The 13,963-nt window shown below is 74.1% G+C and carries 14 protein-coding genes; 5 read left to right on the top strand and 9 right to left on the bottom strand.

Features of this window, described 5'->3' with window-relative positions:
• Window positions 1-38: 38 nt before the first annotated feature.
• Window positions 39-869, bottom strand: a complete 831-nt coding sequence (locus tag CHR28_RS16195; RefSeq protein ID WP_094054343.1) for an alpha/beta fold hydrolase — start codon at window positions 867-869, stop codon at window positions 39-41.
• 190 nt (window positions 870-1,059) lie between these two features.
• Between CHR28_RS16195 and CHR28_RS16190 the strand changes: the two genes are divergently transcribed.
• Window positions 1,060-1,941: an RNA polymerase sigma-70 factor gene (locus CHR28_RS16190; RefSeq protein ID WP_094054342.1), complete on the top strand. Its 882-nt coding sequence runs from the start codon at window positions 1,060-1,062 to the stop codon at window positions 1,939-1,941.
• A 168-nt stretch (window positions 1,942-2,109) separates the two neighbouring features.
• Entirely contained in the window at window positions 2,110-2,871 is a 762-nt protein-coding gene (locus tag CHR28_RS16185; protein WP_094054341.1) for a GntR family transcriptional regulator, read from the top strand.
• A gap of 114 nt (window positions 2,872-2,985) precedes the next feature.
• Here the strand turns inward: CHR28_RS16185 and CHR28_RS16180 are convergent, their stop codons facing one another.
• The 3 genes from CHR28_RS16180 to CHR28_RS16170 all read right to left on the bottom strand — a co-directional run bounded on the left by CHR28_RS16180 (window position 2,986) and on the right by CHR28_RS16170 (window position 6,099).
• Window positions 2,986-4,140: an ROK family transcriptional regulator gene (locus CHR28_RS16180; protein ID WP_094054340.1), complete on the bottom strand. Its 1,155-nt coding sequence runs from the start codon at window positions 4,138-4,140 to the stop codon at window positions 2,986-2,988.
• Window positions 4,141-4,252: 112 nt separating this feature from the next.
• Window positions 4,253-4,915: a response regulator transcription factor gene (locus CHR28_RS16175; protein ID WP_094054339.1), complete on the bottom strand. Its 663-nt coding sequence runs from the start codon at window positions 4,913-4,915 to the stop codon at window positions 4,253-4,255.
• Between the two features lie 14 nt (window positions 4,916-4,929).
• The gene (locus CHR28_RS16170) at window positions 4,930-6,099 is read right to left on the bottom strand and encodes a sensor histidine kinase (protein WP_094054338.1); all 1,170 of its coding nucleotides are present in this window, start codon (window positions 6,097-6,099) and stop codon (window positions 4,930-4,932) included.
• A gap of 109 nt (window positions 6,100-6,208) precedes the next feature.
• Between CHR28_RS16170 and CHR28_RS16165 the strand changes: the two genes are divergently transcribed.
• The 3 genes from CHR28_RS16165 (at window position 6,209) to CHR28_RS16155 (ending at window position 8,356) form a co-directional block, all read left to right on the top strand.
• Window positions 6,209-7,129, top strand: a complete 921-nt coding sequence (locus CHR28_RS16165; protein ID WP_094054337.1) for an ABC transporter ATP-binding protein — start codon at window positions 6,209-6,211, stop codon at window positions 7,127-7,129.
• 2 nt (window positions 7,130-7,131) lie between these two features.
• A complete protein-coding gene (locus CHR28_RS16160) occupies window positions 7,132-7,857 on the top strand; it encodes an ABC transporter permease (protein ID WP_094054336.1) in 726 nt (241 codons plus the stop codon).
• A gap of 67 nt (window positions 7,858-7,924) precedes the next feature.
• The gene (locus tag CHR28_RS16155; RefSeq protein ID WP_094054335.1) at window positions 7,925-8,356 is read left to right on the top strand and encodes a hypothetical protein; all 432 of its coding nucleotides are present in this window, start codon (window positions 7,925-7,927) and stop codon (window positions 8,354-8,356) included.
• 132 nt (window positions 8,357-8,488) lie between these two features.
• On the opposite strand, the gene mug is transcribed toward CHR28_RS16155, so the two are convergent.
• The 5 genes from mug to CHR28_RS16130 all read right to left on the bottom strand — a co-directional run bounded on the left by mug (window position 8,489) and on the right by CHR28_RS16130 (window position 13,871).
• Window positions 8,489-8,986 (bottom strand): G/U mismatch-specific DNA glycosylase, encoded by a 498-nt coding sequence (gene mug, locus CHR28_RS16150; RefSeq protein ID WP_094054334.1) that lies wholly within the window; start codon window positions 8,984-8,986, stop codon window positions 8,489-8,491.
• A gap of 44 nt (window positions 8,987-9,030) precedes the next feature.
• On the bottom strand, window positions 9,031-10,473 hold the full coding sequence (gene purB, locus CHR28_RS16145) for an adenylosuccinate lyase (protein WP_094054333.1): 1,443 nt from the start codon (window positions 10,471-10,473) through the stop codon (window positions 9,031-9,033).
• Window positions 10,474-10,622: 149 nt separating this feature from the next.
• Complete coding sequence (locus CHR28_RS16140) at window positions 10,623-11,402, bottom strand: SGNH/GDSL hydrolase family protein (protein WP_094054332.1); 780 nt, start codon at window positions 11,400-11,402, stop codon at window positions 10,623-10,625.
• Window positions 11,403-11,508: 106 nt separating this feature from the next.
• On the bottom strand, window positions 11,509-12,522 hold the full coding sequence (locus tag CHR28_RS16135) for a hemolysin family protein (RefSeq protein WP_094054331.1): 1,014 nt from the start codon (window positions 12,520-12,522) through the stop codon (window positions 11,509-11,511).
• Window positions 12,519-13,871, bottom strand: coding sequence for a hemolysin family protein (locus tag CHR28_RS16130; RefSeq protein ID WP_094054330.1), 1,353 nt, complete (start codon window positions 13,869-13,871; stop codon window positions 12,519-12,521). Before CHR28_RS16130 ends, CHR28_RS16135 begins: the two co-directional genes overlap by 4 nt.
• Window positions 13,872-13,963: the final 92 nt, after the last annotated feature.

The raw sequence follows: 13,963 nt of genomic DNA, 5'->3' as shown, positions 1-13,963 counted from the left end.
CTAAGTGCTCCCCCGCAGGGGCGGCCGCCGCCCCGGGGTCAGCGGCTGCCGTCGAGGACGACCCGGGCCACCAGCGCCGGGTCGTCGTTCATCGGGACGTGACCGCAGCCGGGCAGCTTCACCAGCCGGGCCTTGGGGATGACGGTCTTGGCGCGCACGCCCTGGCGGGGGATGAGCAGCCGGTCCCGGCTGCCCCACGCCACGGTGACCGGCGTGCCCACGATGTCGTCGGTGAACTGCACGGTCCGGCCCGAGCGGAGCGTCTCCGAGAAGCCCTGGGCCCGTGCCAGCGCGAGCGTCTCGGCGGCCACGGCCTCGGGCGAACGGCGGCCCGGGCGGGCATAGATGGTGCTGGTCAGCAAGGTGCGCCCGAGCGCGGGCCGGGCCAGCCGCTCGACCACGGGCGGCGGGATCCGCCGGGCGATCCGCCGCATCGCGCTCAGCACCGTGAAGGCGTACCGCCGCTCGGCGTCGTTCCAGAACCCGGCGGGGGACAGGGCCGTGACGGAGCGGACCAGCCGCGCCCGTGCCAGGTCCAGGGCCAGCAGGCCGCCCAGCGAGTTGCCCGCCACGTGCGGCCGCTCGATCTCCAGCGCGGCGCACAGCCCCACCAGCACGGCGTTCATCGTCGGCAGGTCGTGGGCCATGCCGTCCGGGAGCGCCGGCGACTCACCGCAGCCGGGCAGGTCCACGGCGATGACGTCGCGCTCGGCCGCCAGCGCGGGCAGCACCGGGTCCCAGGCCTGCCGGTGGTGGCCGATGCCGTGCAGCAGCAGGAGCGGTGCGCCGCTGCCCCGGCGCGTGTACGCGAGGGTCACGCGCTGCTCGCCGTGCGCGGTGGCGACTTCGAAGGAGACGGTGGTGGGCATGCGGTGCTCCTCGGCTGGACTCGCGGGCGGACGCTGTAGACAGCTTGTCAGCAATTGCTACCGGTCGGTAGCCCCAGGGTGCTTCATCATGGCCCGTTCCGGCCCAACCCGGCCGGGACCGGCCGCCGTTCTGTCCGACAAGGGGCGATTCCGCCTGGACAGGGCCGCTGCCGTGGGCTGGGATGGAGCCGTGACCACCGAGACCGCGACCGACGTCTTCGAAGCCCACCGCCCCGTCCTGCTGGGCGTCGCCTACCGCATGCTGGGCCGCGTGGCCGACGCGGAGGACGTCGTCCAGGACGCCTGGCTGCGCTGGTCCGGAGCCGACCGCGCGGACGTGCGCGAGCCGCGCGGCTACCTCGTCCGGATCACCACCCGTCTCGCCATCGACCGGCTGCGCCAGATCAAGGCCCGCGGAGAGACCTACGTCGGCCCCTGGCTGCCCGAGCCGTACGTCACCGACTTCGGCGCCACCGTGCCGGACACCGCCGAACGGGCCGTGCTCGCCGACTCCGTCTCGCTCGCCGTCCTCGTCGTCCTGGAGTCCCTGTCACCGCTGGAACGGGCGGTGTTCGTGCTGCGCGAGGCCTTCGGCTTCCCCTACGCCGACATCGCCGCCATGATCGACCGCGGCGAACCGGCGGTGCGTCAGCTCGCCGGGCGGGCCCGCAGGCACGTCGAGGAGGGCAGGCCGCGCTACGAGGTCGACCCCGCCCAGCGCCGCGACCTCACCGAACGGTTCCTGGCCGCCGCCGCGGACGGCGACCTCGAAGGGCTGCTGGCGCTGCTGGCCCCGGACGTCCGGCTCGTCGGCGACAGCGGCGGCAAGGCGCGGGCGCCGCTGCGGGTGCTGCAGACCGCCGACAAGGTGGGCCGTTTCCTCGTGGGCGCCGCGCGCAAGGGCCTGCGGGATTTCTCCGTGCGGTTCCTGGAACTCAACGGCGGCCCGGCCGTGCTGGTCCTGTCCGGCGACAAGCCCGACTCGGTCTTCCAGCTCGACGTCGCCGGGGGACGCATCCAGGCCGTCTACGTCGTCCGCAACCCCGACAAGCTGCGCTCGCTGGCCGTCTGACGCGGGGCGGGGCGGCCTTCACGACGGCCGCATTGCGGTGCCGTGAACGTTCCCGGCATTGGTCTTGACCAAGCATCAGGGCCGCCCTATGGTCGCAGATAAGTGCAACAACCTTTAATAAACAAGGGCGCTAAATCGCCGCCGACCACGGCTCTTGCGGAGGACAGGGTGGGGACCACGCAGCTGGAATCGGTGCCGGAACCGAAGTACTGGCATCTCAAGACCGTGCTCAGCCAAGCGCTCGACTCGGAGTTCTCGGTGGGGGAGATCCTGCCCAACGAGCGCGATCTGGCGGCCCGCTTCGGCGTCGCCCGCGCGACCCTCCGCCAGGCTCTGGAACAGCTCGAACTGGAAGGCAGGCTGCAGCGCCGCCGCGGGGTCGGCACGACCGTCGCCCCGCCGCGCATGGGCGTCTCCCTCGGCACCGGCCCGCACGTCTGGCCGGGCGGCCCCGACGACGCCTGGCAGCCGGTCGACTGCACGACGGCGGTGCCGCCCGCGGCCGTCGCCGAGGTCCTGGAGACGGGCCCGGACGAGCCGGTGCACATCGTGCGCCGCTCCCGTGTCTCGCACGGCCGGCCGGTGGCCGCCGAACTGCTCTACGTCCCGCAGTTCTCGGTGCCCGAGCTGTCCGGCATCGACGCCCCGTCCGGGGCGGCACGCGCGCGTGCGGTGCTGCGCGAGCTGCAGCGGCCGGCCCTGGAGCGGCAGGAGAACGCGGTGGAGCTCGGCTCCGCCGGGGCCGACGACGCGAAGGAGCTGGACCGGCTGCCCGGGGCGCCCGTCCTCGTCGTCACGACCCGGTTCGTCGCGGCCGGGCGCACGGCCGCGCTGTCGGTGGCCACGTACCGCGCCGACACGTGCCGGCTGACCTTCGGCGACGCGGGGGGCGTGGAGATCCACGCCGGGCCGCAACGGAAGGCGTCCTGAGACGCCGCCGGAAGCGCCGAAGGCCTCGGAAGCGCCGTGGGCGCGGGACGGCCAGAAGCTCAGGGACCGAGGCCGGGGGCGAAGCTGGAGGGCCCCACGCCGGAAGGCCCGACGCTAGAACGGCGTTGCCCTGCCCTCCACCGTGAAGAGTTGTTCCTCCACGTGGTCCAGGGCGAGGCGCAGGGCTCCCGTTGCCACGGCCGCGTCGCCGAGGCGGGAGAGGGTCACCTGCGGGGGGCGCAGACAGTACCGGGCGAGTTCCTGGCGGAGGGGGTCCAGGACGCCGTCCAGGCCCGCCGCCCAGCCGCCGATGACGACGAGCTCCGGGTCCAGGGCGAGGGCGAGGGCCGCCACGTCGTGGACCAGGCGCTGGATGAAGCGGTCGACGGCGGCCCGGGCCCGCTGGTCGCCCTCGCGGGCCTGTGCGAAGACCTCGGCGACCGCCTGCTCGTCGAGGGGGTGCAGGGGCTCGTCCGTGGTCGACAACAGCGTCTCGGGCGTCACCTCGCGGCCCAGCAGGTGCAGCGCCCCGATCTCCCCGGCCGCGCCGCCGTAGCCCCGGTGCAGCCGCCCGCCGATCAGCGAACCGGCGCCCGGGCTCAGCCCCGCCAGCACGTACACCACGTCGTCGGACTCGGTGGCCGCGCCCTTCCAGTGCTCGGCGACGGCCGCCGCGTTGGCGTCGTTCTCCACCAGCACCGGGCACTTGAACGACCGGCTCAGCCGTTCGCCCAGCCGCAGCCCCGTCCACCCCGGCAGGGCGGTCCCCAGCCGTACCGTGCCGTCGGCCTCGACGATCCCGGGCGTCGCCACGCCCACGGCCCGCAGCGAGCCCCGTGCGACCCCGGCCCGCCGCAGCAGCTCGGCGACGGCCCCGCGCAGCCGCTCCAGCCGCTCGTCGGCCTCCGTCGTCTCCGCCACCTCCTTGGCCTGCGAGCCGATCACCCGGCCGTCCAGGTCGGACAGGAGCACGGCCACGCGGCGCGCGCCGACCTCCACGCCGAGCAGATGCCCGGCCTCCGCCCGGAACCGGAACCGCCGCGCCGGCCGCCCCTGCCGCCGGGCCGCCCCCTCCTCGGCCGCCTTCTCGACGACCAGACCGGCCTCGATGAGCCCCTCCACGACGCCCTCGACCGTCGGTCTCGACAGGCCCGTCACCCGGGTGATCTCGGTCAGCGTCGCGCAGTCCGTGGCACGCAGCGCGTGCAGCACCACCGCGGAGTTGATCCTTCGCAGCAGCGAGGGATCCCCGCCGGTCAGCCGCCCCACCGTCCGTCCTCCCAGGTCGTGCGCGTGTTGGCCGGATCGTACTTCGGCACGGCGCGCCCGGCGAGGGGCGGGGGCCGCGTGCCCGTCCGCCGCGCCGCGTCGCCGCGGCCGATCAGCCGGGTGCCACGAACCCCGACTCGTACGCCGCGATCACCGCCTGCGTGCGGTCCCGTGCCCCCAGCTTCGCCAGCACCGCGCTGACGTGCGACTTCACGGTCTCCGTCCCGACGACCAGCCGGTGTGCGATCTCCGCGTTGGACAGTCCCCGCGCCATCAGCCGCAGCACCTCCGACTCGCGCTCGGTCAGCTGGGCCCGCTCCATCGCGGCCCGCGCCGCGCGGTTGCCGCCGTTGTCGCCGTACTCGGCGGCCAACTGCCGCACCGACGCCGGGAACAGCAGCGACTCGCCCTCCGCGATCAGCCGTACCGCGTGCACGATCTCCGCGGGCCGGGCCCGCTTCAGCAGGAACCCGTCGGCGCCCGCGCGCAACGCCTCGTAGACGTACTCGTCGTTCTCGAAGGTCGTCACCACGAGGATGCGCGGCGGCTCGTCGACCGTCCGCAGCAGCGCCCGGGTGGCCTCGATGCCGTCCAGCAGCGGCATCCGCACGTCCATGGCCACCACGTCCGGCCGCAGTCGCCGCACCAGCGGGATCACGGCGGCCCCGTCGGCCGCCTCCCCGACCACCTCGATGTCGGGCTGCGCCTCCAGCACGGCCCGCAGACCCGCGCGCACGAGGGGCTCGTCGTCGACGAGGAGAACGGTGACCGGCATCGGACCAGCGTAGATCAACTCAGGGGCAGCTCGGCATGGACCTGCCAGTCGCCGGCGTCCGGTCCGGTCCGGGCCCGCCCGCCGAGCAGGGCGGCGCGCTCGCGTATGCCGCGCAGGCCGCTGCCGCGCCCGGGACCCGGTGTCCCCCCGGGCAGCGGATTGCGGACCGCGAGGACGAGCCTGTCGTCGGCGACCCGCACCCGCACCCGGACCGGGACCGCCCCCGCGTGCCGCAGCACGTTCGTGAGCGCCTCCTGAAGGATGCGGTAGCCCTCCCGGGACACCGGCCCGGGCACCGCGTCCACCGGACCCGTCACCTCGGCGTCGACCTGCGCACCCGAGGAACGCGCGGACTCCAGCAGCCGGTCGGCGTCCGCCAGGGTCGGTCTGGCGCCGACTGGCTTCTCCGACTCGCGCAGCACGCCGAGCACCCGCTCCAGGTCCTCCAGGGCGGCCCGGCCGGTCTCCTCGATGGCGCTCAGCGCCCGGTCGGTGAAGGCGGGATCGCCCGCGGCCCGCGCGGCACCCGCCTGCACGACGGCGACCGTGAGCGCGTGGCCGATGGAGTCGTGCAACTCCCGGGCGATACGGGTGCGTTCCAGCAACTGCTCGGTCCGCTCCTCCAGCGCGGCGACCCGCTCGGCGGGGGAGGGGCCGAGGAGCCGCACGGCCAGCGCGGTGATGAGGTGACCCGACCAGACGACCACCACGGGCAACAGCAGCAGGGGCACGGGCGCGAGCAGGCCGTACCACCAGTGCTGCCCCGAGAGGTTCAGCAGCGCACCGCCCGCCGGGTTCCTGCCGAGGGCCGTCGTCATCAGGTCGATCGACAGCAGCGGCAACTGTACGGAGAGCATGGCCACGGCGTAGCCGATGACGAGCCGGGCCTGGAGCCACACCGCGGTGCGGCCCCGGTCGGCCCAGGTCGCCGACGGGGCCGCCATGATCTCCGCGCTCGCGTTGTCGTGCCGGTGGCCGATTAGCAGCAGCCGGGCCTGCAGCCCCTCCACGAGCCGCATCGCGGGCACGAGACCGGCCAGGCCCAGCAGCGCCGCCGCCGTGGCCTGTGTCCACCACGTCTCCTTGACGAACAGCCACAAGGACGGCCACACGACGGCCATGGCGAGATGCAGCCACCGGGTGTACGTCACCGCCCGCGTCAACGGGCGCAGCATGCGGACCATGGCGTCATCGTGCCAGCCGCCACCGACAGCGGACCTCCCCCGCACGGGGGAGACGATCTCCACCGCAGGGGGAGGCCCGGGCCCCGCACCGGCGGCCACGCTTGCCGCCATGACCAGCATCGACATCCAGGACCTCACCAAGGAGTTCGGCGGCCGGCGGGCCGTGGACCGGCTCTCGGTCCGTGTGCGGCCCGGCCGCGTCACCGGCTTCCTCGGCCCCAACGGCGCGGGGAAGTCCACCACCATGCGGCTGGTGCTCGGCCTCGACCGGCCGACGTCCGGGACCGCCACGCTCGGCGGCCGCGCCTACCACGACCTGCGCGAACCCCTGCGGCACGTGGGCGCCCTGCTCGACGCGCAGGCCGCGCACGGCTCGCGTACCGCCCGCGACCACCTCCGGATCCTGGCGGTGAGCAACCGCATCCCGGACCGCCGGGTCGACGAGGTCCTCCGGGAGACGGGCCTGGCGTCCGTGGCCCGCCGCCGCGTGCGGACGTACTCGCTGGGCATGCGGCAGCGGCTCGGCATCGCGGCCGCCCTGCTGGGCGACCCCGAAGTGGTCATGCTGGACGAGCCGTCCAACGGACTCGACCCCGAAGGCATCGTGTGGATCCGGCGGTTGCTGCGCCGCCTCGCGGGGGAGGGGCGCACGGTGCTGGTCTCCAGCCACCTGATGAACGAGACCGCGTCCTTCGCCGACCACCTCGTCGTCCTCGGCCGCGGCCGGCTCCTCGCCGACACCCCGATGCGGGACTTCATCCACGCGCGCGTGCGCCCCCGCGTACGGATCCGCACGACCGACCCCGCCGCCCTGAGCAGCGCCCTCGCCCGGCACGGCCACGACGTCGTGGAACACCCGGACGGGCACTGGACCGTGCACCACGCGCGCGTGGACGACATCGGCCGCATCACCTCGGCGGCCGGGATCCCCGTCCTCGAACTCGCCGCCGAAGAGGCCACGTTGGAGCAGGCTTACTTCGACCTCACCGGGGACCGGACCGAGTTCACCGCACAGCCGCAGGAGGCCTGACCATGGACCACACGCCCGTACTCCGCTCCGAGTGGCTGAAGATCCGCACCCTGCGGTCCCTGGCCGGAGCGCTCCTGGCCCTGTTCGCCGCCACCACGGCGTTCTCCGCGATCGCCGGCGCCTCCGACACGTCGGACCCGGGCTTCGACCCGCTGTTCACGGCCCTGACCGGTGTCATACCGGGGCAGATCGCTGCCGTCTCCTTCGGCGCGACGGCCGTGTCGGCGGAATTCCACCCGGGTGCGCTGCGGCTCTCGCTGGCCGCGGTGCCACGGCGGGGCCGGTGGTTCGCGGCCAAGGCGGCCGTCATCGCCGCGGCGGTGTTCCCGGTGGGGCTGGTGACGGCTGCGGCGGCTCTCCTCGCGGCGCGGGCGGGGCTCGGCACGGCGGCCGGCCGGCTCGACGCCGCGGAGCAGGTGCGCGCCGTCGTGGGCTGCGCCGTCTACCTGACGCTGATGGCCCTGTGCGCGGCGGGGGTCGCCGCGCTCCTGCGCAGCGGAGTCGCCGCACTGTCCCTGCTGATCCCGTTCCTCCTCGTCGTGTCCTTCGTGATCGGCGACGCGACGGGCACGGTCGCCGACTTCCTTCCCGACAAGGCGGGCCAACTGGTCCTCCACGAGCGGCCCGACGGGACCCTGGGCCCCTGGTCCGGACTCGCGGTGACCGCGCTGTGGGCGGGTGCCGCCCTGCTGCTGGGAGGGTGGCGCCTGCGGCGCGCGGACGCCTGACCGCGGCCCTGGCCGGGACCGGCCTGATGCCCCGCCAAGTGTCAGTGGGGGCGGGTTTACTGGAGACATGAACATCGCCCGGCACATCGCTCTCATCGACGAGCTGTGCTACCGCCCCTTTCCGGCGGAGCACGGCCCGTCGGACGTCGGCGCCTCGTGGCCCGGCCGGCACGTCGCGGTGCTGGACGCCGCGGCGGACGGCGACCCGGCGCGGTGGGCGGTGGTGGTGGACCAGCTGGAGAAGGACCGGGACGCCGTCTGCGAGCTGCTGGCCTCGCGCTGGGGAGACACCCCGCCGTACAGCCTGCAGACCGTCCTGCTGCGGACCGGGCAGGAGGAGATACCCGCGCCGTGGGCCGAGTTGAGCGTGCGCGCCCGTCTCGCGTACGTGTGGGAGGTCGAGGGCACCGGCCGCTGGGTCGCCGTGGCGGTCACCGACCGCGACCCGCCCCGGGATCTCCAACTGCTCGCGCTGATCACGGACATCGCCCCGCCATGACGGGGGCGCCGGCGCCGTGACCGGGACCCGTCGGCCGGGCGGCCGGCGGTTCAGCGGCCGGCGGTGAGCGGTCGACCGGGGCCCGGCGGTGAGCGGTCGACCGGGGCCCGGCGGACCGGCTGACCCGGCCGATCAGTCCTCGGCGGCTTCCCGCAGGCGGGCGAATTCCTCCGCCATCGTCTCGGCCGTCCAGTGCGCGTTGAGTCCGCTCGGATTGGGCAGCACCCACACGCGCGTGTCCCCGATCGTCCGAGCCTGCGGCCCGACCCGGGCCTTGCGGTCGTCGAACGCCGCGCGGTACGCGGTCACCCCCACCACCGCCAGCCAGCGCGGCCGCAGCCGCCCCACCTTCAGCGCGAGCAGCCGGCCGCCCTCGCGGTACTCCTCGGCGCTCAGCTCGTCGGCCCGGGCGGTCGCCCGCGCCACGACGTTCGTGATGCCGAGCCCGTAGGACAGCAGCTCCTGCTGCTCGGAGGGCTTCAGGAGCCGGGGGGTGAACCCGGACCGGTGCAGCGCCGGCCAGAAGCGGTTGCCCGGGCGGGCGAAGTGATGGCCCGTCGCGGCCGTCATCAGACCGGGGTTGATGCCGCAGAACAGCACACGGAGGCCGTCCGCGACGACGTCCGGCACGAGACGGTCGCGGGCGGCCTCCAGCTCCTGCCGGGTGAAGCGGGTCAGAGGATCGCCCCGGGGGTGTAGCCCGCCGCCTGGGGGTGCTGCTTGACGATCTCCTCGATCCGCCCGACGACCACACCGACCTGGTCGGCGGCGGCGCCCGTGAAGGACAGCTTGTCAGCCATCAGCGCGTCCAGCTGGGCACGGTCCAGCGGGATGCGGGCGTCGGCGGCCAGCTTGTCGAGCAGTTCGTTGCGCTCGGCGCCCTGCTCGCGCATGGCGAGCGCGGAGGCGACGGCGTTCTCCTTGATCGCCTCGTGCGCGAGCTCCCGGCCGACGCCCGCGCGCACGGCGCCCATCAGCACCTTGGTCGTGGCGAGGAACGGCAGGTAGCGGTCCAGCTCCCGGGCGACGACCGCCGGGAACGCGCCGAACTCGTCGAGCACCGTCAGGAACGTCTCCAGCAGACCGTCCAGCGCGAAGAACGCGTCGGGCAGCGCGACCCGGCGCACCACCGAGCAGGACACGTCGCCCTCGTTCCACTGGTCGCCCGCCAGCTCGCCGGTCATCGAGGCGTAGCCGCGCAGGATGACCATCAGGCCGTTGACGCGCTCGCAGGAGCGGGTGTTCATCTTGTGCGGCATCGCCGAGGAGCCGACCTGGCCGGGCTTGAAGCCCTCCGTGACCAGCTCGTGCCCGGCCATCAGCCGGATCGTCTTGGCCAGCGACGAGGGCGCCGCCGCCAGCTGCACCAGCGCGGTGACGACCTCGTAGTCCAGGGAGCGCGGGTAGACCTGGCCGACGGAGGTGAACGCCTGGGAGAAGCCCAGGTGCGCGGCGATCCGCTGCTCCAGGTCGGCGAGCTTCGCGGCGTCGCCGCCCAGCAGGTCGAGCATGTCCTGCGCGGTGCCGACCGGGCCCTTGATGCCGCGCAGGGGGTAACGGCCCAGCAGTTCCTCGACGCGGCCGTAGGCGACGAGCAGCTCGTCGGCGGCGGTCGCGAAACGCTTGCCCAGGGTGGTGGCCTGCGCGGCCACGTTGTGGGAGCGGCCGGCCATGACCAGCTCGCCGTACTCGCCGGCCAGCTTGCCCAGGCGCGCCAGGACCGCCACCGTGCGGTCGCGCATCAGCTCCAGGGAGAGCCGGATCTGCAGCTGCTCGACGTTCTCGGTGAGGTCGCGGGAGGTCATGCCCTTGTGCACGTGCTCGTGCCCGGCGAGGTCGTTGAACTCCTCGATCCGCGCCTTCACGTCGTGGCGCGTGACCTTCTCGCGCTCGGCGATGGAGGCGAGGTCGACGGTGTCCAGGACACGCTCGTAATCGGCGAGCGCCGCGTCCGGCACCTCGATCCCGAGGTCCTTCTGGGCGCGCAGCACGGCGAGCCAGAGCTGCCGCTCCAGCCTCACCTTCTGCTCGGGCGACCAGAGCGTGGCGAGCTCGGCGGAGGCGTAGCGTCCGGCGAGGACGTTCGGGATGCGGGGCTTGGCGGGAGCGGAAGTCACGTGCACGGATTCTACTGGCGATTCGTGCAGGCCAGCGCAGCGGGTGGGTTCGTCGGAACCTACGAGAGCGCCCCGGGTGCGGCCGAAGCGCGGGCGGAGCGGGCCCGGCGCGGTCGTCGGGGCACGGCGGAGCCGCAGGTGGCGGCCCGCTACGCCAGGTCCTCCCACGGCAGCAGGTCCGGCCGCTTGGGCGGGAGGCCGTCGCCCGAGGAGCGGCCCGTCAGCCGGCGGCCGATCCACGGCAGCAGGTGCTGCCGGGCGAACCGCACGTCCGCCGTGCGCCGCATGACCCAGCCCGGGGGCAGCGTGGCCGGTATCGGCGTGCGCCACTCCGGGTCCTCGGGCTCGTGGCCGAGCGCCTGCCACACCGCCTCGGCGACCCGGCGGTGGCCCTCGGCCGTCAGGTGCAGCCGGTCCACGTCCCACAGCCGCGGGTCGGAGAGCGAGGGGGCGCCGTACAGGTCGACGACGAGGGCGCCGTGCCGTGCGGCCAGCTCGTCGACGCAGGCGAACAGCTCCTCCATGCGCGGCCGGAACCGCTCCAGGACCGGGCCCTGGCGGCCCGGGCTGCGCATCAGCACGAGCTGCCGGCAGGCGGGCGCCAGCTTCTCCACGGCCTCCTCCAGCAGGCCGCGCACCCGCCCCATGTCGCACTTGGGCCGCAGGGTGTCGTTCAGCCCGCCGACCAGGGTGATCACGTCGGCGCCCATGGCCGCCGCGACGTCCACCTGCTCGTCGACGATCTGGCGGATCAGCTTGCCGCGCACCGCGAGGTTGGCGTACCGGAAGCCGGGCGTACGGGCGGCCATCCGCGCGGCGAGCAGGTCGGCCCAGCCCCGGTAGGTGCCGTCGGGGAGCAGGTCGGACATGCCCTCGGTGAAGGAGTCGCCGAGCGCGACCAGACTGGTGTAGGCGGGGTTCGTGTCCATGGCGGCGGAAATACTATCCCGTGCACATACCCAGCAGTCGGTCGCCCGTCCCCGGGCACCGGTGTGCAGTCGCTCGCGCGTCCCCGGGCACCGGCCGTCCGGTGGCTCACGCCCGCTGCCCGAACAGCTCCCGCAGCACGTCCTCCATGGTCACCAGCCCGGACAGCCGTCCGTCCGAGCCGAGGACGGCGGCGAGGTGCGTGCGGCTGCCCCGCATGGCCGTGAGGACGTCGTCCAGCGGCGTGTGCTCCCGCACGCGCGCGATGGACCGCATGTCGCGCAGCCGGAACGGCACATCGCGCCCGAGGGCGTCCAGGGCGTCCTTCACGTGCAGATAGCCGACGATCCGCCGCCCCTCGTCCACCACCGGGAACCGGGAGAACCCGGACTCCGCCGACAGCCGCTCCAACTGCTCGGGGGTCACCCCCACGCGCGCGTAGACCACGCGTTCCAGCGGCAGCACCACGTCACGCACCGGGCGGCGGCCCAGTTCCAGCGCGTCGTGCAGCCGCTCCTGGGCGCGGTCGTCGATGAGCCCGGCCTCGCTGGAGTCCTTCACGATCCGGGCTATCTCGGCGTCCGAGTAGGAGGCGGCGACCTCCTCCCGGGCCTCCACGCGCAGCAGCTTCAGCAGCACGTTCGCGAAGGCGTTCACCGTGAAGATCACCGGCCGCAGCGCCCGGGACAGCGCCACCAGGGGCGGGCCGAGGGCCAGCGCGCTGCGCACCGGCTCGGCCAGCGCGATGTTCTTCGGCACCATCTCGCCGAGCAGCATGTGCAGATACGTCGCCAGGGACAGCGCGATCACGAAGGACACCGCGTGCCCGGCGCCCTCGGGCACCCCCATGGCGTGGAACGCCGGCTCCAGCAGGTGCGCGATCGCCGGCTCGGCGACCACGCCCAGCACCAGCGTGCACAGGGTGATGCCGAGCTGCGCGGCCGCCATCAGCGCGGACACGTGCTCCAGCCCCCACAGCACGCTCTTGGCGCGCCGGTCGCCCTGGTCGGCGTAGGGCTCGATCTGGCTGCGGCGCACCGAGATCAGCGCGAACTCCGCACCGACGAAGAAGGCGTTGACGACGAGCGTCGCCAGACCGATCAGCAGCTGGACGGCGGTCACAGCTCCACCCCCTTCTCGTCGCGCTCCATGCCCGGCTGCTCGTCGTCCAGGGGCGCGCGCAGCAGGACGCGGGCGGCCCGGCGGCCCGTGGCGTCCAGGACCTCCATCCGCCAGCCGGCGACCTGGAGGGTGTCACCCGCGGCCGGTATGCGGCCGAGTTCCGTCGCCACCAGCCCGGCGAGCGTCTCGTAGGGCCCCTGCGGGGCGCGCAGGCCGACGCGCTCCAGATGGTCCACGCGGGCGGAGCCGTCGGCCGAGTAGAGGGGGTGCCCGCTCTCGTCCGTACCGGCCGGCGCGATGTCCGGCAGCTCGTGCGGGTCGTGCTCGTCGCGCACCTCGCCCACGACCTCCTCGACGATGTCCTCCAGGGTGGCCACGCCCGCGGTGCCGCCGTACTCGTCGATCACGACGGCCATGGTGCGCTTGCCGGAGAGCCGGTCCAGGAGACGGTCGACGGTGAGCGTCTCGGGGACCAGCAGCGGCTCGCGCATCAGCTCGGAGACGTGGATCCTGGTCCGGTGCTCGGCCGGCACCGCCAGCACGTCCTTCACGTGCGCGGTGCCGACGACCGAGTCGAGCGTCCCGCGGTAGACGGGGAACCGGGACAGGCCGGTCGCCCGGGTCGCGTTGGCCACGTCCTCCAGGGTCGCCTGCACCTCCAGGGCGACCACCTGCACCCGGGGCGTCATCACGTTCTCCGCGGTCAGGTCGGCGAGGTTCAGCGTCCGCACGAACAGCTCGGCGGTGTCGGCCTCCAGGACGCCCTCCTTGGCGGAGTGCCGGGCGAGCGCCGCCAGCTCCTGCGGTCCGCGCGCCGAGGCCAGCTCCTCGGCGGGCTCGACGCCGATCCGGCGCACGACCCGGTTCGCCGTGTTGTTGAGGTGCGTGATGAAGGGGCGGAACGCGGCGCTGAACCCGCGCTGCGCGTTGCCCACGGTCCTGGCGACCGTCAGCGGCGAGGAGATCGCCCAGTTCTTCGGCACCAGTTCGCCGACGACCATCAGGAACACTGTCGACAGGGCCGTGCCGATCACCAGCGCGAGACTGCGCGACGCCGACTGCGAGACACCGGCGTCCTGCAGCGGACCGGCGATCAGCGCGGCGATGGACGGCTCGGCCAGCATGCCGACGACCAGGTTCGTGACGGTGATGCCGAGCTGCGCGCCGGAGAGCTGGAACGTCAGGTTCCGTACGGCCTTCAGCGCGCCCTGGGCGCCGCGTTCGCCGCGCTCCACCGCACGCTCCAGCTCCGCGCGCTCGACCGTGGTGAGGGAGAACTCGGCGGCCACGAAGGCGCCGCAGGCCAGCGAGAGCAGGATCGCGGCCAGCAGGAGCAGCACTTCGGTCATCGGTTCACCCCCGTTCCATGGTTCTCCAGGACCGGGCGGGGCGCGCGACGGCGCGCGCGGGGAGGCTCGCCCATGGGCGGACGCTCACAACC

This window comes from Streptomyces sp. XY006 (assembly GCF_002237655.1).
Taxonomy (GTDB): domain Bacteria; phylum Actinomycetota; class Actinomycetes; order Streptomycetales; family Streptomycetaceae; genus Streptomyces; species Streptomyces levis.
The sequence above is the reverse complement of the archived record's forward strand: the minus strand, read 5'-3'. Positions and strand labels throughout refer to the sequence as shown.

Bases quoted from the DNA above. Each gene is read 5' to 3' on its own strand.
- CHR28_RS16140 (WP_094054332.1), bottom strand. From the start codon at position 11,402: ATGGACACGAACCCCGCCTACACCAGTCTGGTCGCGCTCGGCGACTCC.
- CHR28_RS16155 (WP_094054335.1), top strand. From the start codon at position 7,925: ATGAACATCGCCCGGCACATCGCTCTCATCGACGAGCTGTGCTACCGC.
- CHR28_RS16170 (WP_094054338.1), bottom strand. From the start codon at position 6,099: ATGGTCCGCATGCTGCGCCCGTTGACGCGGGCGGTGACGTACACCCGG.
- CHR28_RS16130 (WP_094054330.1), bottom strand. From the start codon at position 13,871: ATGACCGAAGTGCTGCTCCTGCTGGCCGCGATCCTGCTCTCGCTGGCC.
- CHR28_RS16195 (WP_094054343.1), bottom strand. From the start codon at position 869: ATGCCCACCACCGTCTCCTTCGAAGTCGCCACCGCGCACGGCGAGCAG.
- CHR28_RS16165 (WP_094054337.1), top strand. From the start codon at position 6,209: ATGACCAGCATCGACATCCAGGACCTCACCAAGGAGTTCGGCGGCCGG.
- CHR28_RS16175 (WP_094054339.1), bottom strand. From the start codon at position 4,915: ATGCCGGTCACCGTTCTCCTCGTCGACGACGAGCCCCTCGTGCGCGCG.
- CHR28_RS16160 (WP_094054336.1), top strand. From the start codon at position 7,132: ATGGACCACACGCCCGTACTCCGCTCCGAGTGGCTGAAGATCCGCACC.